Below are 21,790 nucleotides of genomic sequence, written 5' to 3'. Positions count from 1 at the left end.
ACAAAGATACGAAAAAACTTATTTAACAATTATAAATATTAGCTATGACCTTATAGAGAAAAGCCGCATTTTTACATTCACATAACCTTATAATCTATGAATAAGATAGAACACATCGGAATCGCGGTAAAAGACCTTAACAGTTCGATAGATCTTTATCAAAAACTATTAAATACCGATTGCTATAAAACAGAGCAGGTTGCATCAGAATTTGTAAATACGGCTTTCTTTAAAACAGGCGAAAATAAGGTTGAGCTCCTTCAGGCTACGGCTCCAGATAGTGCAATTGCTAAATTTATTGAGAAAAAAGGGGAGGGGATCCACCACATTGCTTTTCTGGTTGATGATATCCTGGCCGAAATGGAACGGTTACACAAAGAAGGATTTGTGCTGCTTAGCGATTCGCCAAAAAAAGGGGCGGATAATAAAATGGTGTGTTTTGTGCATCCAAAGGATACCAACGGTGTGCTGATTGAGATTTGCCAGGAAATTAAATGTATTTAACTCGGGCGTCACCCTGAATTTATTTCAGGGTCTTTTGAAAACGATTGGTTCCGTATTCCATAGCCTTTTCAGTCCTGCTGTACACTATAGTCCCTCTTTTCAATCGGGAGCTGCCGTTTCCATCAGGTTTATTTAACTTGGGGTTGTGGGTTCTTATTAAAATCGAACACTATCTTTATAAACAACACTTAACAATCCCTAAATGGAATTAACTGAACTTGTAATTAGTTTATTAAAGGCAAAATATAAAAATGTGAGTTATGATGGATTGTATATAGTGTACGATGCAGCTAATCAACGGTATAGTATTTTTATTCATGATATTGCTTATAATGGTGAGCGGTTGGCCTGGTTTCAAGTAGATGGTAGAGATCAAAAGCGCCTTGTTATCTATGGTGATAAAAATGTTTCAAGCTGGGTGCCGGTAACGAGTAAGGAAGATACCTATGAGCATTTTGATTGCCATCTGATAGAATGGGACGGGGAATATTTAACTTTCATTTATCATGAGAAGCATAAGGTTTATATCGGTAGTATATTAGGTAATCGAGGTAAGGTGTTTAATTATCATGGAGAGATGATTAAAAGGGCTGGAAACATAATCTACTGTCAAGAATACCTTCATCAAGGGATTGTTAGGAGGGTATTGATGCCCTCAGTTAAGGAATTGGCTCCGGTTGTCTTAAAGCAATGCTTAAGTGATGGTATTGTTGTTGAGGTAATAGGCTATCGAAATAATTTATATAATTTAGGAAGAAATTAAATTGAGTAATATAAAACCTTTAGTTCAGATCATCAGCAAAGATTTCGATATCCCCAATCACCTTTCCGAAAGCCAGTTACGGGATGCAATGGTTGATGCTTTTGCCTATTTAATCGATAACGATTTCCCGAAACTGATCCAGATCTTATATAAGGCAGATGTAGATCAATATAAATTAAAAGAATTGTTAGAAATCGTAAAGGGCTCAAGTTCAGCCGAAGTAATTGCCGATGCCTATATTACACGCCAAATGGCTAAAATAGAAACCTGGAAAAAATACAGTCCGAAAAAGGATTAATCGGTAGTTTCTTCCTGCGAAGGATTAAACCTGTTGTACATATCCATATCAAAAAACGAAATGGAATTGATTTTATCTGCTTTTAACACAAGGTCGGTTTTTAATTCATCTGTATTGGCAACCGAGCCATCTTCAATATAACTGGCGTAAACCGTTAAATATTGGGTGGTAAAAACCAGTTCCTTATCATCGGCCTTGCGGTAACCACTAAAAGCAGGGGTAATGCGGATATAACTTGTGGTAAAAGGTTTTGGCAGTTCTTTCACCCAGCCGATGTAAAATTTGCCGCTGTCCATGGTAAACTGTAAAAGGTGCGCATCAAAAAAAGACGAACTTAATAGCAACTCAAATTCATTTCCTGAGGTAGCAATTGCACTTTTAATGGCTTTTAAACGGTTAATAAAAAGATTGGCAATTTCTGTTGCAGCTACGGCTACAAATAACGACATGCTAGTGGTTCCGAAATAAGGGGTGTGTATTGGGAGTAATTTACTTAGCTGTTCAACTGTTTCCGGCCAAATGGCGATTAGTATTGCCCTGAAAATAAAACATGCACCAAGTAAAAGGATGCCGGCAAAAGCAGAATTTAATAATATGCGTTGACTTTCGAGCCGATATTGAACATACCTTAGGTATCTGAACCTGATTAAGATATAATAGCCACCTACAAGAGGAAAGAGCAGTAGGTTAAATGGCATTATAAACTATTTTCTTTTTTTATCTTTTTCTATTTTTTTAAAGATGCTCGATTCCATTAAGGAGCTTACCATTTGGATAACCCTTGGCTGTGCAAAGAAATCGGGACTTTTAATGTAGAGTTTTCCGCTGCTGTTGGCATGGATAATTCCATCAAATTCGCTGTCTTTTCTCATATATCAAAATTACATATATTTTTTAAATATCTGAAAAACAATATTAAATCCAAAAAAGTTTAATTTTGTTGCGGTTATGGTAAACTGCGGTATCATTTTAACTAAACATAAGCTGATCTGTTTTTCTAAATTAAGAACCGAAATGTCTTATAATTTAAAATTTTAATTTTGGCTTGTAAATCAGAAATAAAATTAAGATATTTGCATCCTCTAAAATAGAGGTAGAAAGACTAATAGGAAATGTCATAAGCGTTGTTGCCAGCAAATTGCAAAAATGTTCTTGATGCTTTCACACAAATAACTAAAAATAATATTCAAATGAAAAAAGATTTGCACCCAACAAGCTACAGACCAGTTGTTTTTAAAGATATGTCTAACGAATATGCTTTCTTAACAAAATCTTGCGTAGATACTAAAGAAACAATTAAATGGGAAGATGGTAACGAATATCCTCTTTATAAATTAGAGATTTCTCATACATCACACCCTTTTTATACTGGTAAAATGAAATTGGTTGATACAGCAGGACGTATCGATAAATTCAAAAACCGTTACGCTAAGAAATAATTTTAGCAGTAAAAAGCATTTTTTGAAGTCCCTTTGCCAAAAGCATCGGGACTTTTTTTATTTTTGTGGCTTATGACAATCAATCTATTTGATGATGCTTCCTGGATGTCGCTACGTCCGCTTACCTTTACCAGGCCGGTAGCCGATTTACGCATTGGTATTTTAACCATTGCCGAAAAATGGGCCAAATATTTAAAAGCTGATTTTGGTTTTCACACGCAAGATTACCTTTCTGTAAAATTCGCCCCGAAACCTAATGCCAATTTATGTATAAATGGTTCTATTTGTCCGGATGATGCTTTACTAAATGCTGTAAATAGTTTAAAGAATGGAGAAGTGCTCTATAAAAAAGATGTAATTATTGCTTATATCTCAGCAAATCATGATATAGAGTCCGTTAAGTCATTAAAACCAGTTGAATATGCACGTGAGTTTGTGCAAATTGTGTATCCTGAGCATATTTTTATTAATAACCCAAGCGAAATTAGGAAAGATTATAAATTATTAACTGAAGGCCGAGTTTCAGCTAAATTAAGTGGCACGAATCAATTATTGGGCGAAGATATTTTTCTTGAAGAAGGTGCCAAAGCCGAATGCAGCGTTTTTAATACCACATATGGCCCGATTTATCTGGGTAAAAATGCTGAAGTTTGGGAGGGTAGTTTAATAAGAGGATCTTTTGCGCTTTGCGAAAATTCATCAATTAAAATGGGTGCTAAAATATATTCTGGCACTACAATAGGTCCAAACAGCCGTGCCGGAGGCGAAATTAACAATTCAGTTATCTGGGGCAATTCGGCAAAAGGTCACGAGGGTTATCTTGGTAATTCAGTAATGGGCGAATGGTGCAATATTGGTGCTGATACCAATAATTCGAACCTCAAAAATAATTACGCTGAAGTAAAACTTTACGATTACGAAAGCAAAAAAATGCGCAATACCAATTTGCAATTCTGTGGTTTAATCATGGCTGATCATGCAAAGAGCGGTATTAATACCATGTTTAATACCGGAACTGTAGTTGGAGTTGGAACGAATGTTTTCGGTGCAGGTTTCCCGCCAAACCATGTACCTGATTTTAGTTGGGGAGGGGCTAGTGGTTTTGAAGAATACAGGCTGGATAAGATGTTCGGAACAACGGAAAAGGTATTCTCAAGAAAAGATTTGTTATTTGATGAAACTGAAAAAAACGTTATTGCCAAAATATTTGAATTAACTGAATCGTATAGGCGATTTTAATATAAAACCGATCTGAAAAAGATCAACCAACCATTAAATAATACAAAATGAGAAAAAAGATTGTTGCCGGTAACTGGAAAATGAACTTAGATTATAATGAAGGCGTTTCGTTATTCAGCGAAATTGTAAATATGGTTAAAGATGAGCGCAAAGGCGATCAACTGGCCATTATTTGCTCACCATTTATTCATTTAAACAGCTTGGCAAAATTGGGTGGTAACGATGTTAAAATTGGCGCTCAAAACATCAGCGATAAAGAAAGTGGTGCTTATACTGGCGAAACTTCGGCTAAAATGGTAAAATCTGTTGGTGCAGAATATGTTATTTTAGGTCACTCAGAACGCAGACAGTATTTTGCAGAAAGCGATGCTTTATTGGCTGAAAAAACAAAGGTAGCTTTATCGAACGGTTTAATTCCTATTTTTTGTATTGGCGAAACTTTAGATGAAAGAAACAACGGCAGCTACTACGAAGTATTAAAAAAACAATTGGTAGAAGGTATTTTCAGCTTAACTGAAGAAGATTTTAAAAAGATCGTTATTGCTTATGAGCCGGTTTGGGCTATTGGCACAGGTTTAACCGCTTCGCCAGAGCAGGCACAAGATATACATGCTTTTATCCGCAGTGAAATTGAAGCCAATTATGGTTTTAATGTTGCTGATGATACAACCATTTTGTATGGTGGTAGCTGTAACCCTGGTAATGCAGCAAGCTTATTCTCTCAAAAAGATATTGATGGTGGCTTAATTGGTGGTGCATCATTGAAATCTCGTGATTTTACAGATATTATCAAAGCATTAAACAGCTAAATGCAATACATAAAAGCAATATTTACATTCAAAGGTATCGAAGATTATCAACAGGATTTGCTGATCAGCGATCTTGCCGATTTAGGCTTCGATACCTTCGAAGATAGTGAAAGTGGATTTACAGCCTTCATTATCAAGGATAATTTTAACGAAAAAGAGTTAAAAGAACTTTTAGCAAATTATAGTGAGGAGTTTGCAACAGATTATGTTTTAGAAGATGTTGCCGACGAAAACTGGAATGCTGAATGGGAAAAAAACTTCAGTCCGCTGATTATTGATGACGTTTGTTACGTAAGGGCAACCTTTCATGAGCCTCAACCTTCCTATCCATACGAGATTGTAATAGATCCTAAAATGGCTTTTGGCACCGGTCATCATCAAACCACAACTATGGTGATGCAATATATTTTAGCAGCCGATTTAAAAGATAAAGATATTTTGGATATGGGTTGCGGTACTGGTATTTTAGCGATTTTGGCCTCAAAATTAGGTGCTAAAAGCTTAATGGCAATTGATTATGATGATATTTGCTACGAAAGTACCATAGAAAATGCTGCGCTTAATGATGTAAATAATTTAAAGGCATTATGTGGCAGTAAAGAAGTAATCCCCGACGAAGAATATGATGTTATTTTTGCCAATATCAATAGAAATATTCTTTTAGATCAGATCCACCGTTATGCCGGGGTATTAAAAACTGAAGGTAAAATCTTCTTCAGTGGCTTTTATTTAGATCCTGATTTGGGTATGATTACTGCAGAATGTGCTAAATACGGCATTAAATACGTCGATCATAAACAAAATGGCGACTGGGTTGCGGCTCAGTTTGAGAAAAAGGTAAAAGGGTAGAAGGTGGAAGGTTTAGGGTGATGGGATTAAGGTCTACAACGCAAAACTTGTTTTCACATCTCCAGTCTCCAATCTTGTGTCTTATATCTCAAATCTAGCTTCCCAAATCTAAAACAGAAAAAATATGCGCATACATTTTATAGCAATTGGTGGCAGTGCAATGCACAATCTGGCTATTGCTTTACATAAAAAGGGTTATCAGATTACAGGTTCTGATGATGTTATTTTCGAACCTGCCAAATCCCGTTTGGATAAATATGATTTATTGCCTGCCGAAATGGGCTGGGATGAAAATCGCATTGCGAAAGATCTTGATGCTGTAATTTTGGGTATGCACGCGCGGATCGATAATCCTGAATTACTGAAAGCACAGGAGCTTGGTGTTAAAATATATTCCTATCCGGAATATATTTACGAGCAAAGCAAAAATAAATTACGTGTAGTGATTGGTGGCAGTCATGGTAAAACAACCATTACCAGTATGATTTTGCATGTGCTTAATTACTATAAACATGATTTCGATTATTTAGTTGGCGCACAGCTGGCTGGTTTTGAAACCATGGTTAAGGTTACCGAAGAAGCGCCGGTAATGATTATTGAGGGAGATGAATATTTATCCTCTCCAATTGACAGAAGACCTAAATTTCATCTGTACAAAGCAAATGTTGCTGTAATTAGCGGCATTGCCTGGGATCACATTAATGTTTTTCCTACGTATGCAGATTATACCTTGCAATTTGATAAATTTATTGATACGATTGAGGAAAACGGAACCTTAATTTATTGTAAGGCTGATCATGATTTAAATGAAATAGTAGAACATTCAAAAGCAAATGTTACCAAAATTGGATACGCTATCCCTGAGCATGAAATTAGAAACGGAATAACTTATTTGCTGCCTGAAAAAACAGCATTAAAGGTTTTTGGTGATCATAACCTGATGAACCTAAATGCAGCCAAACTGGTGTGTAAGCAGTTAAATATTAACGAAGATGAGTTTGATGCTGCCATTGCCTCATTTACGGGTGCCGCCAAGCGGTTAGAGGTTATTTCTGCCGATGATTCAACAAATGTTTATAAAGACTTTGCGCATTCTCCATCAAAATTAAAAGCCACAATTGATGCCGTTAAAGCGCAGTTTGCTAACCGCAAATTGGTAGCTTGTATTGAGCTGCATACTTTTAGTAGTTTGAATAAAGATTTTTTAAAAGAATATTCCGGAGCAATGAATAAAGCCGATGAGGCAATTGTATTTATCGATATAAAATCTTTTGAACAAAAACGGATGGAACCATTTTCTGAGGATGATGTTCAACAGGCATTCGCCAATCCAAAACTAAAATTTTTTAATAATGCGGCAAAATTAAAAGCTTATCTGTTAAGTCTCCATTATGAAAACACCAATCTGCTAATGATGAGTTCTGGTAATTATGCAGGTTTCGATCTGCCTGAATTGGCGGCTGCTTTGGAGAAGTGAGATTTGAGAAATGAGATTTGAGAGGTAAGATTTTAAAGATCAAACCCCTCTCAAATTTAATATCAAGTATCTCAAATCCCTTTTTTGTCTCATATCTGGTATCTCAAATCTCATATCTAATTAATGAAAAGCATCGGAGAACATATCAAACAAAGCAGATTGGCCTTAGGTTTAAGTCAGGCTGATGCTGCTAAAAAATTAAATATCTCTACCCCGGCTTTTTGTAAAATAGAAACGGGTCAAACCGATCTCAATATTTCCCGTTTAATCCAGATTTCCAAAACCTTTAAAGTTCCTGTTGTACAATTGATTGATGGTAAAACAGCAGGATCAGAACCATCCGCTGAATTGACTTTGCTAAAGAAAGAACTGCTAGAAAAGGAAGATGAAATCAATAAACTGCGTAAAAAAGTAATCGACCTATACGATAAACTTGGGATATAAAAATTCGGTTTATTTTGTATTTTTCAGATTAATTATCCTAATATCATTTTATAATAGAATAATATTCATTTTTATTATAATTATTATGAATTTTATTCAAATTAATTATAATTTTATAGAATGGTAATCGATAACAATTTTAGTTTAGATCATATCGATCTGGCTATCCTCAGACTGATGCAAGATAATGCGCGCATTTCAAATGTAGATTTAGCTAGGGCTTTAGATTTAGTTCCTTCAGCTGTACTGGAAAGGGTTAAAAAGCTTGAAAAGAAAAATGTAATTACCGGGTACAATGCAAAGGTAAATCCCATTGCTGTAGATTTGAGATTGCTTGCTTTTATTTCCATGAAATCATCGCAGAGTTTTAGTTGTAATGATACCGCTATCGAGCTGGCAAAAATTCCTGATGTGCAGGAAGTGCACGTAATTGCGGGAGATGACTGTTTTCTTGTTAAAGTAAGAACCGCAGATTCAGCTTCGTTAATGGCCTTGCTCCGTGATGAATTTAGTAAGGTTCCAAATATTTTATCTGTAAAAACTACAATCGTGTTAGAAACGGTAAAAGAGCAGCAACAATTGGTTATCCCACAAAAATAATTTATGGCAAATTTAAACAAAACAGCATCTCCGGTAATGGTTTACATTGCTTTTGCTATCGTATACATCGTTTGGGGCTCAACATATTTTTTCATCCAAAAGGCATTGGTCGGTTTTCCTCCGTTCATTTTAGGAGCTTTCCGGTTTTCTGTTGCCGGAATTTTAATGTTGACCTGGTGCAAGATTAAAGGGGAGGAGATCTTTAACCTTAAAGCGATAAAAATTGCTGCTGTCAGCGGAATTTTAATGCTGGGTTTGGGAAATGGCATCGTAATTTGGGTAGAACAGTATATACCTAGTGGCCTTGTGGCCATAATGGTAGCCTCTGCTGCAATCTGGTTTGTGATATTGGATAAATCGCACTGGAAAGAAAACCTGAGCAATAAATTTATTGTGTCCGGATTGGTTATTGGCTTTTTAGGTGTTGTGCTCTTATTTGGCAATCAAATCGTGCAGGCATTGGATAAACAACAAAGTAATTTGCAGATTATAGGCATGGTATTGCTTGTTTTCGGACCAATTGCCTGGGCAGGGGGATCGCTTTATTCCAAATATCACCCCACTACAGAGAGTTCGGTATCCGCAAATACAGGCTGGCAAATGTTGATGGCTAGTTTCGCATTTTTACCAGGAGCAATGTTGAAATCAGAATTTAAATTATTGGATTGGAATCATATATCACTAGATGCATGGCTATCAATTATTTACCTGATTCTTTTTGGATCAATCGCTGCATTTAGTGCTTATGTATGGTTGCTCAAAGTACGTCCTGCAACTCAGGTAAGTACTTATGCATATGTAAATCCAGTGGTTGCAGTTTTATTGAGTTTAACCTTTACCAACGAGGTAATTGGCCTTACGCAGGTAATTGGACTGGTAATTATATTAGGTAGTGTGCTTTTGATTAATCTGCCGAAGTATAAAAGTGCATAGACTCAAACTCATGTATTCCATGGTTGGTGGCTCAACAACCACATCATTTAAAAATGGAGAAACCTATATCAGAAAATTTAAAAAGCTTGGTGAGTCACCAAGCTTGGATTAGTAATATAATCCTCATTTGCAACGTGGATTAACGAGGTCCGCATTAATAATGCGAGGTAAGAAAGTTCGATGGCGATGAAATCGCCTTTCTCCTTCATCCTCGTTACAAACGAGGACGATGAGGAGCGATGAGGACTTAAAAAGGTTGGTGAACGCATTAAGCTTTTTTGATTTATACGTGTTTTATGTGTTTCCGTTGCAAAAAAAAGGTTCGAGAAGACACGAACCTTTGCAGGTGAAGGGCCTGTTAAGTTTAAAATACTTTGCGCATCGTTAAATGCTTTTTGCCAAAAGTTGCGCCTGTAGCTTTGTGTATAGCAATCATTTGTTCATTAAAATCGCCAACCCAGCTCAATTCAAGCTCTTTATATTGATTTTTAGGCAACACATATTCACCTAAACGGATAAAAAGTACCGATTCCAAGCCATGTTTCTGAAATTTAGGTTTAGTGCCCATAACAATTGCGCGCATACGTGTAACACCAACCCAGCGGCGATAAGCAAACTTTAATTTTTCGATTAAACCTAACTTTCCGTTAAAACCCTTAATCATCTGGTTGGCATCAGGAATCAATACCACAAAAGATGCAGGTTCGCCATTAAAGTAAGCAAATTGAATCAAATGTTCATCCATAATAGGCTCCATGCTTTTGAAGCTTTCTTCGAGTGTTTCCTTCTTAATCGGAACAAAGTTTTCAAAATCCTGCCAACCATCATTGTAAATTTCCATTAAATCATTAATGTATTTAGTCGAATTTGCCTTGCTGAAATATTCGAAAGTATAACCTGGTTTATTTCTTACCCAGTTGGCAATTTTGGTAAAACGCTCTGGGAAGGGGATTGTAAGGTTTATATGATTTGTTAACTGTTCATACTGGGTAACAAAACCATATTTTTCAAAAAAAATTTGATAGTATGGGAAGTTATAATTCATTCCGAAAGAAGGAGGAGTGAAGCCCTCTACCAATAAGCCCCAAAAAGTATCGTTTTCGCCAAAATTAATTGGACCGTCCATCGCTTTCATTCCATTTTCGATTAACCAGGCTTTAGCAGTATCGAATAAAAGGAAAGCTGCTTTTTCATCATCAATACATTCAAAAAAGCCCATTCCTCCAGTTGGCTGATCGTAATGGTAAGCTTTTTTCTCATTAATAAAAGCTGCTACGCGGCCAATCAAATTTCCTGCATCATCTTTTAAAACCCAACGTGTACACTTTCCATGCGCGAAAAAAGTATTTTTTTCTGGATTAAAAACATTTTCTACTTCGCTATCTAAAGGACATATCCAGTTTTTATCATTTTTGTAGAGAATTTTTGGGGTATCTAGAAAGTCCTTTTTTAATGATGAATTGTTTACAGCTATAACTTGCATGGGCAGATTTTAAAATAAAAAGCATCCAACCAAGCGGGCGGATGCTTTTTCATATATATGTTTTTTCAAATATTAATAATCGTCGTCGTCATCATCGAAATTATCGAAGTTGTCAAGGTCATCTAATGGCAGATCAAAATCATCATCATCTTCATCATCCTGAGGCTTCTTGTTCGTTGTCTGAATATCGTCATCATCTTCAAGATCATCATATTCATCTACCTGTTTTTTGGTAGTTGGCTTAGTTGGTAGTTTCTTTGGCGCTTTCATAACACAAAAATAAAAATTGCTTTTATAGTTTAAAAATACAAAAAAACTTTTTTTAATAACAATCTGGAAGCAAAGAAATTAATTTATTTATTCAACATTTTCCCCCACCGAATTTTCCTCTTTTACGATGTCTTTTAACTGTGGAAGCTGGCTAAGGTTATTCAATCCGAAGTAATCCATAAATAGCGTACTGGTGGTGTATAGAATGGGCCTGCCAGGTGTTTCAGCCTTCCCTTCAATGCTGATAAGTTCTTTCTCCAATAACCTTTGAACAGAATAATCGGAATTAACTCCCCTGATCTGTTCAATTTCCAATTTGGTAATGGGTTGGCGGTAAGCTATTATGGCCAATGTTTCCATAGCGGCCTGACTTAATTTTTTCTTTGAGCGGTGTAATTGAAGTTGATTAACTGTATCGTGATAATCTTTTTTGGTAAGAAACTGATAACCGTTATTTAAAAATACCAGTTCGATGGCATAATCATCATGGCTATACTTTTTTTTAATGCGCTCAATACTTTGAAATACCTGTGTTTCTATAAATTCTTCCTCGAAAACGGCATTTAAGGCAAGTATAATTTCTTGTGTACCGATGCTTTGGCTGGAAGAAAATATAAGGGCTTCGATGTGCCTGGTGATGTTATGATTGGCCATATGCAAAAATAGAATTTTCGGGCATAAAAAAAGCGGTCTCGCTTTTAAAAACAAGACCGCTTTCAACACACAAATGAAACCTGAATTAAGATATAGTTTTAGGTTAGGTTATTAAATATCTATATCAATTCTATAAGAACGTCTTTGATAAACACTATCGTTTATTTCTAACACAAGTTTAAGGCTAAAGCAGGTTTGATTGTGATTCTATTTAGTGAGTGGTATTAATAATTGAGTAAACGGTAAATTTTCTATTTTAACGGTATAGAAATGGATACAGTTGTACCATTTATCGTATTTTGTGTTACGCTAAGGTGTATAGGTTTTGCTCCAATCTGCCCTAAAAGGTGTAATCTTTCTTTCGTAAGTTGCATACCCTTGCTGATGTGGGTATCCTTTTTTTCCTTTAAAGAGTTATCAATTCCAATTCCATCATCAATAATTTCAATGTTTAAATAAAATTCATCCTGCAATTTAATATTGATCTGTATCTCACCTCCGGTTTCTTTGGGCATTATACCATGCCAGATCGCGTTTTCAACATAAGGTTGCAGAAGCATAGAAGGTATGAACGTTTCCTCCTTATCAATTTCTTCGTCAATATTAAAAATGTACTCTAATTTATCACCAAAGCGGTTTTTTTCTAATTTTAGATAAAGGTTTAAATATTCCAGCTCTTCTTCTAAAGAAATATAGCTTTTTGTACAAATTTCAAGATTTTTTCTGATCAGCCTGGCAAAACCTGTTAATACTTTGTTTGCAGAGGCTGTATTTTGAGTATTGATATAATGTTGAATGGAATTCATTACATTAAATACAAAATGCGGATTCATCATGGCTTGCAGAGCTTGTTGTTCGAGCATCAAAACTTTATTTTTCAATAACAGTTGCTCTTGCTCCTTATCTTTTTGCTTACGGGTAATGTAAACAGCCACTTTGTAGAATATATATGCTACAAGGAGTATTAAAATCGATAAAAACCACAAACTTTGCCAAAAATGTTTTTTAATAGTGAAGGAGATTTTGGCAGGTTGGCCCCAATTCCCATTCTGACTTTTTGCACTAACTTCAAAAACATAATCGCCAGGTTGGAGGGAAGAAAAATCCAGTCGCCTTGTTCTGGTTTCTACCCATGCCGAATTTTCGTTTAAACGGTACCGGTAAGTAATATCACTTGTGGTAAAATCTACCGCACTAAAAGTAAATAATATGGTGTTATTTCCTGTTTCAAATGTGAAATTTCCCTGGTCCACAGGTAGCCGCTCATTGTCTTTAATGATAGAGGTAACATATACCTTCGGCAAATTTTTAATAATATTTTTGTTATTGTATTTAAATAAAATCAAGCCCTTGTTTGTGGCAAAATAGGCTGTGCTGTCATCAATAAATAAACTATTGATATCATCACTTAAAAGGTCTTTTCCATAATCGAAATTGGCCACGCTAGGTTGATTTGGATAATCTGCTATTTTATTTACGCCTTTATTGGTTAACACCCATATTTCGTTGTTTTTAACAAATATTTTGGTGCAAATATTATTGGTTAAGCCATCTTTTTGAGTTATCTGCCTGGTGATTTCATTATTTTTATAAAAGATTAAGCCATATCCATCTGTAGCTAAAATTAACGTTCCATCAGCAAGTTGTTTAATGTCGTTTATCCTTTTAGTAAGTAATGGATGATTTTCATAATGTTTAATCAGTTTTCCTTTTGAAAATTGAGATAAACCGTTAATATTGGAAAACCATAAACTGCCTTCGCGATCATAAAAAACATGATAAGACCGATCTTTAAAAAAATCTTCTTTTTCGCGGTATTTTGCAGCATTAAATTCGAATTTGTTTCTCCTGTCTGATAAGAAAACAACACCTGAAGAAAGTGCGAGCGCTAAATGATCATTATTTTCACTTACACTGAAATGTTTGATTACAAACATCGAATTATTAGATTCCTTTAAATAACTTACCTCATTATTTTTGCTGTAGATATTTTTGAAAACCCCCATTCCATAATCTGAAGCAAAATAAATGGATTGATCTTTTGGATCGAAGGTAATCTGTTTAATTGTTTTGTATTTCTTAAAATCGTCTAAACCAATTTCATCTACCTGGTAATTATTGATTGTTAAAACGTCAATCACCGCATCATCCGTTCCCAGCCAAAGTCGGTTTTTAGCATCTTTTGTGATGCTTTTAATAACGTTACTGCTCAAACCCGATTCTGCATCAATAATTGATAACCTGTTGTTCGCATTAGGAAGCATATAAATGCCCTGATTGGTAGCAAACCACATATTTTGATTACTGTCTTTAATAACTTGGTTAACCGAAATATCCTGTAAATATTGAACAGTTTTTCCACTCTTGTTTAAAGCAAAGGCACCATTTGCATTTGATAACCATACTTCTTTACTGGTGTTATCGTAATAAAAGTACCCCGACATGTTTTTGATCAGGTTCTGAGGGATAGGAATGAGGTCGTTAATGCTTCCATGCCGGTACTGTTTTAAGCCATTGGCATCTAAATAAAATAAAGATCTGTGACTGGAGTTGGCGGCCGTCATATAAGAAAGTGGCTGAACTTTCGACTTCACCATGGAAAAAGTTTTTCCATTAAATTGTTGAACGCTTAAATCGCTGTATGCAATTATATTGCCCTGTTCATCCTCATGTATAAAGGCATTTATAAACTTATCATTCGGATTAGGAGAAATGTATTTTTTGATCGTTTTACCATCCCAGCATACAATTAAATTGGCATTTGTGCCTAACCATATTTTTCCGCTCCTATCCACTAAAAATGAAACAATTACCGTATTGAAGTTTAACTTTTTTAGCAATTCGTCATTATCCTGGTTATAGAACTTGCCTTCTTTTAGGTAGCTCAGCTGGCCATTGAGTGCAAAAAACCATAAGCGTCCCTCTTTATCTTCTCTCATTTGAAGAATCTGGGTATCGGGCAAGCCATCTTCAATTGTAAAATTCTGAAAATTTGTGCCATCAAAACGGCTTAAGCCATTATCTGTAGCAATCCATATAAAACCTTTCTTATCCTGTAAAATGTAATAGCAATTATTGCTGGCTAAACCGTTTTTAGAGGTGTAATGGGGGAGATAAGTAGTTTGAGCTGCTGTGTTTTTTGAACAAAATGAAGCAAGAAGCAATAGCAAAAAAACATAAAAAGTACGTCCGATGGCTAACCCCGGTTTAACTGAAAAAACTTTTATGTGTTGATTAATGATCACTATTTGTTTTTGTAAATAATTTTATTTTCTCGAAAAAATCGCTTGCTCTTCTTCTGGAGATGTTAATGCTTTCTCCATTTTTTAAAAAAACCTGAAGTCCGTTTTTAGAATTGTATTCTTTTAAATGGTTAAGATTAATGATACTGGATTTATGAATTCTAACAAACTGATCGCTAGGTAAAAGTTCTTCAAACTCACGTAAAACTTTAGATACGGTAATTTTATCGTGGTTGTTTAAATGCACGATAGAATAATTGCTGTCAGCTTCTATGTAAATAATGTCATCAATATCAATCATTTTAAAGCCTTGACCATAGGGGAGGGTAAGCTTTTTAATTTCCGATCTCGAATTTAAACTCGATGCCAGGTTGTTAATTCTTTCGTCGTTCTCATTTTGACCTTTAAAAAGCTTTATATGTTGAGAAACCTTATCTACAGCAACTTTAAGTTCATCAATATCGATTGGTTTTAATAAATAATCAAGTGCATTTGCCTTAATGGCTTTTAGTGCATATTGATCGTAGGCAGTGGTAAATATAACAGCCGCATTATGCTTTTGTGCATCAGGTATCAGTTCAAAACCATTACCTCCTGGCATGGCAATATCCAGAAAGATTAAATCGATCCGGTGGTTTGCTAAAATATCCTTTGCCTCCGCTACAGATCTGGCTATACCGGTAATTTCTACCTGTGTACAATTCTGTTGCAGTAAAAAAAATAACGACGATCGGGCAAACTCCTCATCATCAACAATAATGGCTTTTAATGTAGTCATGGCTATAGGTTGGTGAATGTATTAAAATGCGCTTATAAAAAAAAATGCAAATCAAAAAAACCAGCGTGCAAATTGTCACGTATGTATCACCAAACGAATTCAAAACCACTAAACATAGATGACTATGAAAAACAATGAACTAGAAACAAAAAGTGAACTTCGGGAAGAAAGTTTATTTGACAAAACTGTAGGCAGAAGATCTTTTCTTCAGTATGCAGGTGCTGGTGCAGCAGGTATTGCATTAGTAGCGGCCGGTTGTAAAAAAGATCGCGGTTACGAAAACCCAACAATGAATGGCGGCGCAACATTAGATTTTAAAGATGATTTCGGTGTATTAAATTATGCTTATGCTTTAGAGCAATTAGAAGCTGCATTTTATGTTAAAGTTGCTTCAGCACCTCCGGCAAGTTTTACAGCTGCCCAAAAAGCATATTTCCAAGATATCCAGTTTCACGAGATTGCGCACAGAGAGTTTTTTAAAGCAGCTTTAAGCACTGCTGCAATTGGTAGTTTGGAAGTTGATTTTTCTTCAATTGATTTTACTAGTGCAACCAGTGTATTAGGTACTGCTATGGCTTTCGAAGATTTAGGGGTTTCAGCTTACAATGGTGCTGGTCCGAGACTTAAAAGTGCAACTTATTTATTATTAGCAGGTAAAATTGTTTCAGTAGAAGCCCGTCACGCGGCGTATGTACGTGATTTGATTTCGAATGGAACGTTTGCTGATTTAAATAGTCTTACTGCACTAGGTGCTGACAATGCCAAAGGCTTGGATGCTGCTTTAACACCAGATAAAGTGTTAGCCATTGCTGGAAAATATGTTAAAACCAAAATTAATGTAATCAATCTTTAATTTTTAAAATCAGAAAATCATGAATATCGTAAATATATTAGAAGAAATTGAAAAAGTAGATGGTGAAATCTATGAAAGGTTAAATCCTAGAAGAGCTGCAATGAAAAGCTTTTTCAACGTAGGTAAAAAAATCTCCCTGGCAGCTGTGCCACTAGCTTTAGGATCAATGTTCCAAAAAGCTTACGGACAAACAACTTTACCAGCAGCCGTTGTTGATGTATTAAACTTTGCATTATCTTTAGAGTATTTAGAATACCATTTTTATAATCACTGTATTGTAGGTAAAACTCCTGGATCTGCCGTAACAGATGTTACATTTGCTTTTCCAAATGCAGCAAGTCAGGCAGCGATTACAACTATCCGCGATCATGAGAAGGCACACGTTGATTTATTAGTAGGTGCTTTAGGAAGTTCTGCACGTGCTCCAATTGCTTATGCTGATACAGATTTTAGAGCAGGTGGAACGTTCTCAACTGTATACTCTGACTATGGTACTTTTTTAGCTGTAGCACAAGGTTTTGAAGATACTGGTGTTAGAGCATACAAAGGCCAGGCAGGTAATTTATTAGTGAGCCCAAGTGTATTACAAATTGCTTTACAAATTCACTCGTTAGAAGCTCGTCACGCTTCACACATCCGTCAAATGCGTACAGCAGCTTCAGGAGGAACTCCAGTATTTAAACCATGGGTTAGCTTAGGTGCTTCAGGTCAAGCAAATGATTCAGGTGTGCCTCAGGTTGATGCAGTATATGCTGGTGAAGATTTAACAGTTCAAGCTGGTGCAAATATTATAGGCCTTGGCGGTAATGCTGGTATAACCAAAGCAATAGCTGTAGAAAGTTTTGATGAGCCATTAGATAAGGCTAGCGTAGCTACCATTGCAAACTTATTTTTAAGAGACGGTAAGAAATTGTAATCATAACCGCAAAATATTTACATTATTAATTAGGTAATGTTTAGTTTAAGGTAGGGAGGTAGAACTTAGGTTTTACTTCCCTTTATTGTTTAAAGCAATCGTTAAAATCAAGTTGTGTTTCAAAAGCTTGTCATTTAGTTGAAAATAAATTTTGTGACAAATTTTTGTGTGACAATTTTATTTGTCACAACTAATATTGTCACATATCTCGTTGCTATAGATGGGTTATTTCTATTGACAAATTATAATTAAAATGAACGTATCGATAGAATTAAAATCATGCTAAATGAAAAGCCCCCATAAATAATATACTTATGAGGCCTTCTTAAAGATTATTATTTTTAGTAGGTAATCACCTGTTCTTCCAAATGCTCAGGTAAATCCCTATAATTATATTTCTGGCCACGCAATTGTGGTTCAAAACCTGCCGCTTTGATAGATTGTTGTATGCCATTAGCTGTAAAACGGTGTGGTGCACCTGCAGCTGATACTACATTTTCTTCTATCATAATCGATCCGAAATCATTTGCACCTGCATGTAAACATAATTGTGCAGTTGCTTTACCAACGGTTAACCAGCTGGCTTGGATATTTTTGATATTCGGTAACATAATACGGCTCAAGGCAATCATTCGGATATATTCATCAGCAGTTACATTGTTGCTTATTCCACGTAATCTTTTCAGTAAAGTACCATCATCCTGAAAAGGCCAAGGTATAAAGGCAAGAAATCCATTTGCATCAGCAGGCTTTTCGCTTTGTACCTGGCGGATCCACACCAAATGTTCAAAACGTTCTTCAATGGTTTCTACATGGCCAAACATCATGGTAGCTGAAGTCGTAATATCCAATTGGTGACAGGCACGCATTACGTCAAGCCATTCTTGCCCGCCACATTTTCCTTTTGAAATTAAACGCCTAACCCGATCGTTCAAAATTTCTGCTCCAGCTCCCGGCAAAGAATCCATTCCTGCTTCTTTTAAAGCTTTTAATACTTCAGTATGCGTCATCCCTTCCAATTTTGCAACGTGTGCAATTTCCGGTGGACCTAAGGCATGAAGTTTTAAATCAGGATATAATTCTTTGAGTTTTTTAAAAAGATCAGCATAAAAAGATAAACCCAAATCCGGATGGTGGCCGCCCTGCAACAACAATTGATCCCCACCTAAGCGAAAAGTTTCTTCAATTTTTACTTTATAGGTTTCAATATCAGTAATATAACTTTCATCATGACCTGGTCTGCGGAAGAAATTACAGAATTTACAGTTGGCAATACAAACATTTGTGGTGTTTACATTCCGGTCTATCTGCCAGGTTACTTTGCCACTTGGTACCTGGATTTTTCTTAACTCATTGGCTACAAACATCAATGATGCCGTATCGGCGTGATGATATAAATGTACACCTTCTTCGAGGCTCAAAAAATCAAAATGTAATGCCCGTTGCAGTAAATCGGCTGTATTCATAGTACAAAGATAAATAAAAGTCGTTAGTCAGAAGGTGTAAGTCGTCAGGCTTTAGTAAAAGAATTACCACTTTATAAGTAATATATTCTAATGTTTTGATTTTGTGTCCTTCCTCTTACATTTTCCATCTTCCAGTTTCCCTTAAAATAATATCTTTACGGTTCTAAAAATTGATATGGTAGATTTTAATCGTTTTACGCTGGCTAATGGCTTAAAAGTTTTGGTGCATGAAGATGCAACAACTCCAATGGCAGTTTTAAATATTTTATATGATGTGGGTGCTCGCGACGAGGATCCTGAAAAAACGGGTTTTGCACATTTATTTGAGCATTTGATGTTCGGCGGATCGGTAAACATTCCTAATTATGATGAACCGTTGCAACGTGTAGGAGGCGAAAACAATGCTTTTACCAGTAATGATATCACCAACTATTACATCACTTTGCCTGCAGAAAATATCGAAACGGCATTTTGGTTAGAGAGCGATCGTATGCTGAGCTTGGCATTTTCTGAAAAAAGTTTAGATACACAGCGGAATGTGGTAAGTGAGGAATTTAAGCAACGTTATTTAAACCAGCCTTATGGCGATGTTTGGTTAAAATTACGTCCGCTAGCTTATAAAAAGCATTCTTACCGTTGGGCAACAATCGGCAAAGAACTTTCTCACATAGAAAATGCGACGATGGATGATGTAAAATCATTTTTTAAAAAGCATTATACCCCTCAAAATGCAATTTTAGTTGTTGGTGGGAATGTGAAAACCGAGGATGTGAAAAAGCTTGCCGAAAAGTGGTTCGAACCGATTCCTGCCGGAGATAAATACAACCGTGACTTGATACAGGAAGAACCGCAAACGGAGGCCAGACATGAAACGGTAAAAGCCAACGTACCTTTAAACGCCATTTATATGGCTTTTAAAATGCCGGGAAGGTTAAACCAGGATTATTATGCTTTTGATTTATTATCTGATATTTTATCACGTGGACAATCATCACGTTTGTATAACAGTTTGTTAAAAGAACAACAGCTATTTAGTGATATAAATGCATATATATCAAGTAGTTTAGATCCAGGGTTATTCATTGTAGAAGGAAAACTTATAGAAGGCGTATCTGTTGAAACTGCCGAAAAAGCGATCTGGGCAGAGTTAAATAAGTTAAAAACAGAACTTGTAACCGATATCGAATTAACCAAAGTAAAAAATAAAGTAGAATCAGTGCTTGTATTTTCTGAAATGAGTTTGTTAGATAAAGCAATGAACCTGGCTTACTATGAGCTATTGGGCGATGCGGCTTTATTAAATAATGAAACTGCGGAATTTTTAAAAGTGAATGCAGAGGATATCAAAAGAATTTCTAACGAAACCTTCAGTCCTAATTCATCATCTACCTTATATTATTTAACCGAAGAAAATGCTTAACAGACAACAAGCGCCTGATTTTAAGCAGGTATCGACAATAAATTTTATCCAGCCATCGAAAAAGGAATTAGACAATGGTGTACCTGTTTTTACAATATATTCTGGTGAACAGGATTTGGTGCGAATCGAATTTATATTTGAAAACGTAAACTGGAAACTCGAAAAACCATTACAGGCCATTGCTGTAAGTTCGCTTATCAATAATGGAACAAATAAACTATCGGCAAAACAAATAGCCGAGCAGATTGATTTTTATGGCGCATTTTTTCAAACGGAATATGTTCAGGATCAATCTACGGTAACACTATACACCCTAAATAAACACCTCCATTCGGTGCTACCGCTTGTAAAAGATGTTCTATCAGAAAGTCAGTTTCCTCAGCAGGAACTGGATATTTATATTCAAAACCAAAAACAAAAGCTGCAGGTAAACCTGAAGAAAAATGATGTTCTTTCGAGAAAAGAATTTGCCAATGCTTTATTTGGCGATACTGCTTACGGTGTTAACATCAATGCAGACCATTACGATGCTTTAAAGCGAGATGATCTGGTTGATTATTTTAAAGCAGCATATGCGCCAAATAATTGTACCATCGTTATTTCTGGAAAGTTTGATGATGGCAGCTTCAATCTTTTAAACGATACTTTTGGAAAGGACTGGGAAAAGAGTAATGCTGTAAAAAACAGTTTTAGTTTCACTACCACAGAAAAGCAGTTTGTTTACACTGAAAAACCAGATGCCTTACAATCGGCTATCCGTATTGGGCAGTTGGCCATTAACCGTAAACATGAAGATTTTTCTGGTTTGCAAATTTTGAATACGGTTTTAGGCGGTTATTTTGGTTCACGTTTAATGAACAACATCCGTGAAGATAAAGGCTATACTTACGGTATCGGTTCTGGTATTTCTTCGTTACAACAAGCTGGTTATCTTTTTATTGCCACAGAAGTTGGGGCTGATGTTTGTTCGGCTGCGTTAACAGAGATTTATAAAGAAATTGATATTTTAAAAAATGAACCGGTAGGAGAAGAGGAGTTAAATCTTGTTCGTAATTACATGTTAGGTTCGATGTTGGGCAGTTTGGAAAACGTTTTTTCACATGCCGATAAATTTAAAAATATTTACTTCTCAGAGCTTAACTACGATTATTATACCAATTATATCGAAAAAGTAAAAACTGTAACTGCTGAAGAATTGCTTGCCCTTGCAAACAAATATCTCATTACAGATCAATTTACCGAAGTAGTAATCGGGAAGAAATAGATAAGTTACTTAATTTAAATAGTCTTAATTATTTCACTAAATATTAAAACTGAGTCTGTCGAAATGCTGAACATGTTAAGTGTGTTTTC

The 21,790-nt window shown here is 35.6% G+C and carries 23 protein-coding genes; 15 read left to right on the top strand and 8 right to left on the bottom strand.

Annotated features, from left to right (window positions below):
- The first annotated feature begins 96 nt into the window (after nucleotides 1-96).
- The 3 genes from mce (at nucleotide 97) to ACZZZW_RS17835 (ending at nucleotide 1,565) form a co-directional block, all read left to right on the top strand.
- The gene (gene mce, locus ACZZZW_RS17845) at nucleotides 97-504 is read left to right on the top strand and encodes a methylmalonyl-CoA epimerase (RefSeq protein WP_463495414.1); all 408 of its coding nucleotides are present in this window, start codon (nucleotides 97-99) and stop codon (nucleotides 502-504) included.
- A gap of 202 nt (nucleotides 505-706) precedes the next feature.
- Entirely contained in the window at nucleotides 707-1,267 is a 561-nt protein-coding gene (locus ACZZZW_RS17840) for a hypothetical protein (RefSeq protein ID WP_463495412.1), read from the top strand.
- A 1-nt stretch (nucleotide 1,268) separates the two neighbouring features.
- On the top strand, nucleotides 1,269-1,565 hold the full coding sequence (locus tag ACZZZW_RS17835; RefSeq protein ID WP_463495411.1) for a hypothetical protein: 297 nt from the start codon (nucleotides 1,269-1,271) through the stop codon (nucleotides 1,563-1,565).
- Here ACZZZW_RS17835 and ACZZZW_RS17830 read toward each other — a convergent pair.
- Nucleotides 1,562-2,263 carry a hypothetical protein gene (locus ACZZZW_RS17830; RefSeq protein ID WP_463495409.1) on the bottom strand — a complete coding sequence of 234 codons (702 nt, stop codon included), beginning with the start codon at nucleotides 2,261-2,263 and terminating at the stop codon, nucleotides 1,562-1,564. The two genes, ACZZZW_RS17835 and ACZZZW_RS17830, sit on opposite strands and share 4 nt — an antisense overlap.
- 6 nt (nucleotides 2,264-2,269) lie before the next feature.
- Nucleotides 2,270-2,437: a hypothetical protein gene (locus ACZZZW_RS17825; RefSeq protein ID WP_157255353.1), complete on the bottom strand. Its 168-nt coding sequence runs from the start codon at nucleotides 2,435-2,437 to the stop codon at nucleotides 2,270-2,272.
- Nucleotides 2,438-2,755: 318 nt separating this feature from the next.
- Here ACZZZW_RS17825 and ACZZZW_RS17820 point away from each other — a divergent pair, with 318 nt between their 5' ends.
- From ACZZZW_RS17820 to ACZZZW_RS17785, 8 genes are all read left to right on the top strand, one after another.
- The gene (locus tag ACZZZW_RS17820) at nucleotides 2,756-3,004 is read left to right on the top strand and encodes a type B 50S ribosomal protein L31 (protein WP_025142617.1); all 249 of its coding nucleotides are present in this window, start codon (nucleotides 2,756-2,758) and stop codon (nucleotides 3,002-3,004) included.
- Nucleotides 3,005-3,076: 72 nt separating this feature from the next.
- The gene (locus ACZZZW_RS17815; RefSeq protein WP_463495407.1) at nucleotides 3,077-4,243 is read left to right on the top strand and encodes a putative sugar nucleotidyl transferase; all 1,167 of its coding nucleotides are present in this window, start codon (nucleotides 3,077-3,079) and stop codon (nucleotides 4,241-4,243) included.
- A gap of 47 nt (nucleotides 4,244-4,290) precedes the next feature.
- The gene (gene tpiA / locus ACZZZW_RS17810; RefSeq protein ID WP_055905276.1) at nucleotides 4,291-5,052 is read left to right on the top strand and encodes a triose-phosphate isomerase; all 762 of its coding nucleotides are present in this window, start codon (nucleotides 4,291-4,293) and stop codon (nucleotides 5,050-5,052) included.
- The gene (prmA, locus tag ACZZZW_RS17805; protein ID WP_463495405.1) at nucleotides 5,053-5,901 is read left to right on the top strand and encodes a 50S ribosomal protein L11 methyltransferase; all 849 of its coding nucleotides are present in this window, start codon (nucleotides 5,053-5,055) and stop codon (nucleotides 5,899-5,901) included. It begins immediately after the preceding gene.
- Between the two features lie 124 nt (nucleotides 5,902-6,025).
- On the top strand, nucleotides 6,026-7,378 hold the full coding sequence (locus ACZZZW_RS17800) for a UDP-N-acetylmuramate--L-alanine ligase (RefSeq protein ID WP_463495403.1): 1,353 nt from the start codon (nucleotides 6,026-6,028) through the stop codon (nucleotides 7,376-7,378).
- A gap of 123 nt (nucleotides 7,379-7,501) precedes the next feature.
- Entirely contained in the window at nucleotides 7,502-7,822 is a 321-nt protein-coding gene (locus ACZZZW_RS17795) for a helix-turn-helix domain-containing protein (protein WP_463495401.1), read from the top strand.
- 120 nt (nucleotides 7,823-7,942) lie between these two features.
- Nucleotides 7,943-8,422: an Lrp/AsnC family transcriptional regulator gene (locus ACZZZW_RS17790; RefSeq protein ID WP_055905263.1), complete on the top strand. Its 480-nt coding sequence runs from the start codon at nucleotides 7,943-7,945 to the stop codon at nucleotides 8,420-8,422.
- A gap of 3 nt (nucleotides 8,423-8,425) precedes the next feature.
- Nucleotides 8,426-9,355, top strand: coding sequence for an EamA family transporter (locus ACZZZW_RS17785; protein ID WP_463495399.1), 930 nt, complete (start codon nucleotides 8,426-8,428; stop codon nucleotides 9,353-9,355).
- A gap of 364 nt (nucleotides 9,356-9,719) precedes the next feature.
- Here the strand turns inward: ACZZZW_RS17785 and ACZZZW_RS17780 are convergent, their stop codons facing one another.
- From ACZZZW_RS17780 to ACZZZW_RS17760, 5 genes are all read right to left on the bottom strand, one after another.
- The gene (locus tag ACZZZW_RS17780) at nucleotides 9,720-10,838 is read right to left on the bottom strand and encodes a GNAT family N-acetyltransferase (RefSeq protein ID WP_463495397.1); all 1,119 of its coding nucleotides are present in this window, start codon (nucleotides 10,836-10,838) and stop codon (nucleotides 9,720-9,722) included.
- A gap of 72 nt (nucleotides 10,839-10,910) precedes the next feature.
- Nucleotides 10,911-11,108 carry a hypothetical protein gene (locus ACZZZW_RS17775; protein ID WP_463495395.1) on the bottom strand — a complete coding sequence of 66 codons (198 nt, stop codon included), beginning with the start codon at nucleotides 11,106-11,108 and terminating at the stop codon, nucleotides 10,911-10,913.
- A gap of 87 nt (nucleotides 11,109-11,195) precedes the next feature.
- Nucleotides 11,196-11,762 carry an SMC-Scp complex subunit ScpB gene (gene scpB / locus ACZZZW_RS17770; RefSeq protein ID WP_463495393.1) on the bottom strand — a complete coding sequence of 189 codons (567 nt, stop codon included), beginning with the start codon at nucleotides 11,760-11,762 and terminating at the stop codon, nucleotides 11,196-11,198.
- Between the two features lie 251 nt (nucleotides 11,763-12,013).
- Entirely contained in the window at nucleotides 12,014-15,007 is a 2,994-nt protein-coding gene (locus tag ACZZZW_RS17765; protein WP_463495391.1) for a ligand-binding sensor domain-containing protein, read from the bottom strand.
- Entirely contained in the window at nucleotides 14,997-15,782 is a 786-nt protein-coding gene (locus tag ACZZZW_RS17760; RefSeq protein WP_463495389.1) for a LytR/AlgR family response regulator transcription factor, read from the bottom strand. The genes ACZZZW_RS17765 and ACZZZW_RS17760 overlap by 11 nt, the downstream gene beginning before the upstream one ends.
- 124 nt (nucleotides 15,783-15,906) lie before the next feature.
- Here ACZZZW_RS17760 and ACZZZW_RS17755 point away from each other — a divergent pair, with 124 nt between their 5' ends.
- The gene (locus ACZZZW_RS17755; RefSeq protein WP_055905241.1) at nucleotides 15,907-16,635 is read left to right on the top strand and encodes a ferritin-like domain-containing protein; all 729 of its coding nucleotides are present in this window, start codon (nucleotides 15,907-15,909) and stop codon (nucleotides 16,633-16,635) included.
- Between the two features lie 19 nt (nucleotides 16,636-16,654).
- Complete coding sequence (locus tag ACZZZW_RS17750; protein ID WP_463495387.1) at nucleotides 16,655-17,551, top strand: ferritin-like domain-containing protein; 897 nt, start codon at nucleotides 16,655-16,657, stop codon at nucleotides 17,549-17,551.
- A 341-nt stretch (nucleotides 17,552-17,892) separates the two neighbouring features.
- Here the strand turns inward: ACZZZW_RS17750 and ACZZZW_RS17745 are convergent, their stop codons facing one another.
- Complete coding sequence (locus tag ACZZZW_RS17745; protein ID WP_055905235.1) at nucleotides 17,893-19,017, bottom strand: CofH family radical SAM protein; 1,125 nt, start codon at nucleotides 19,015-19,017, stop codon at nucleotides 17,893-17,895.
- Between the two features lie 175 nt (nucleotides 19,018-19,192).
- On the opposite strand from ACZZZW_RS17745, the gene ACZZZW_RS17740 reads away from it, so the two are divergent.
- Nucleotides 19,193-20,437, top strand: a complete 1,245-nt coding sequence (locus ACZZZW_RS17740) for a M16 family metallopeptidase (RefSeq protein ID WP_463495385.1) — start codon at nucleotides 19,193-19,195, stop codon at nucleotides 20,435-20,437.
- Nucleotides 20,430-21,701 (top strand): M16 family metallopeptidase, encoded by a 1,272-nt coding sequence (locus tag ACZZZW_RS17735; RefSeq protein WP_463495383.1) that lies wholly within the window; start codon nucleotides 20,430-20,432, stop codon nucleotides 21,699-21,701. Before ACZZZW_RS17740 ends, ACZZZW_RS17735 begins: the two co-directional genes overlap by 8 nt.
- Nucleotides 21,702-21,790: the final 89 nt, after the last annotated feature.

It is taken from the genome of Pedobacter sp. AC379, assembly GCF_979258145.1.
The sequence above is the reverse complement of the archived record's forward strand: the minus strand, read 5'-3'. Positions and strand labels throughout refer to the sequence as shown.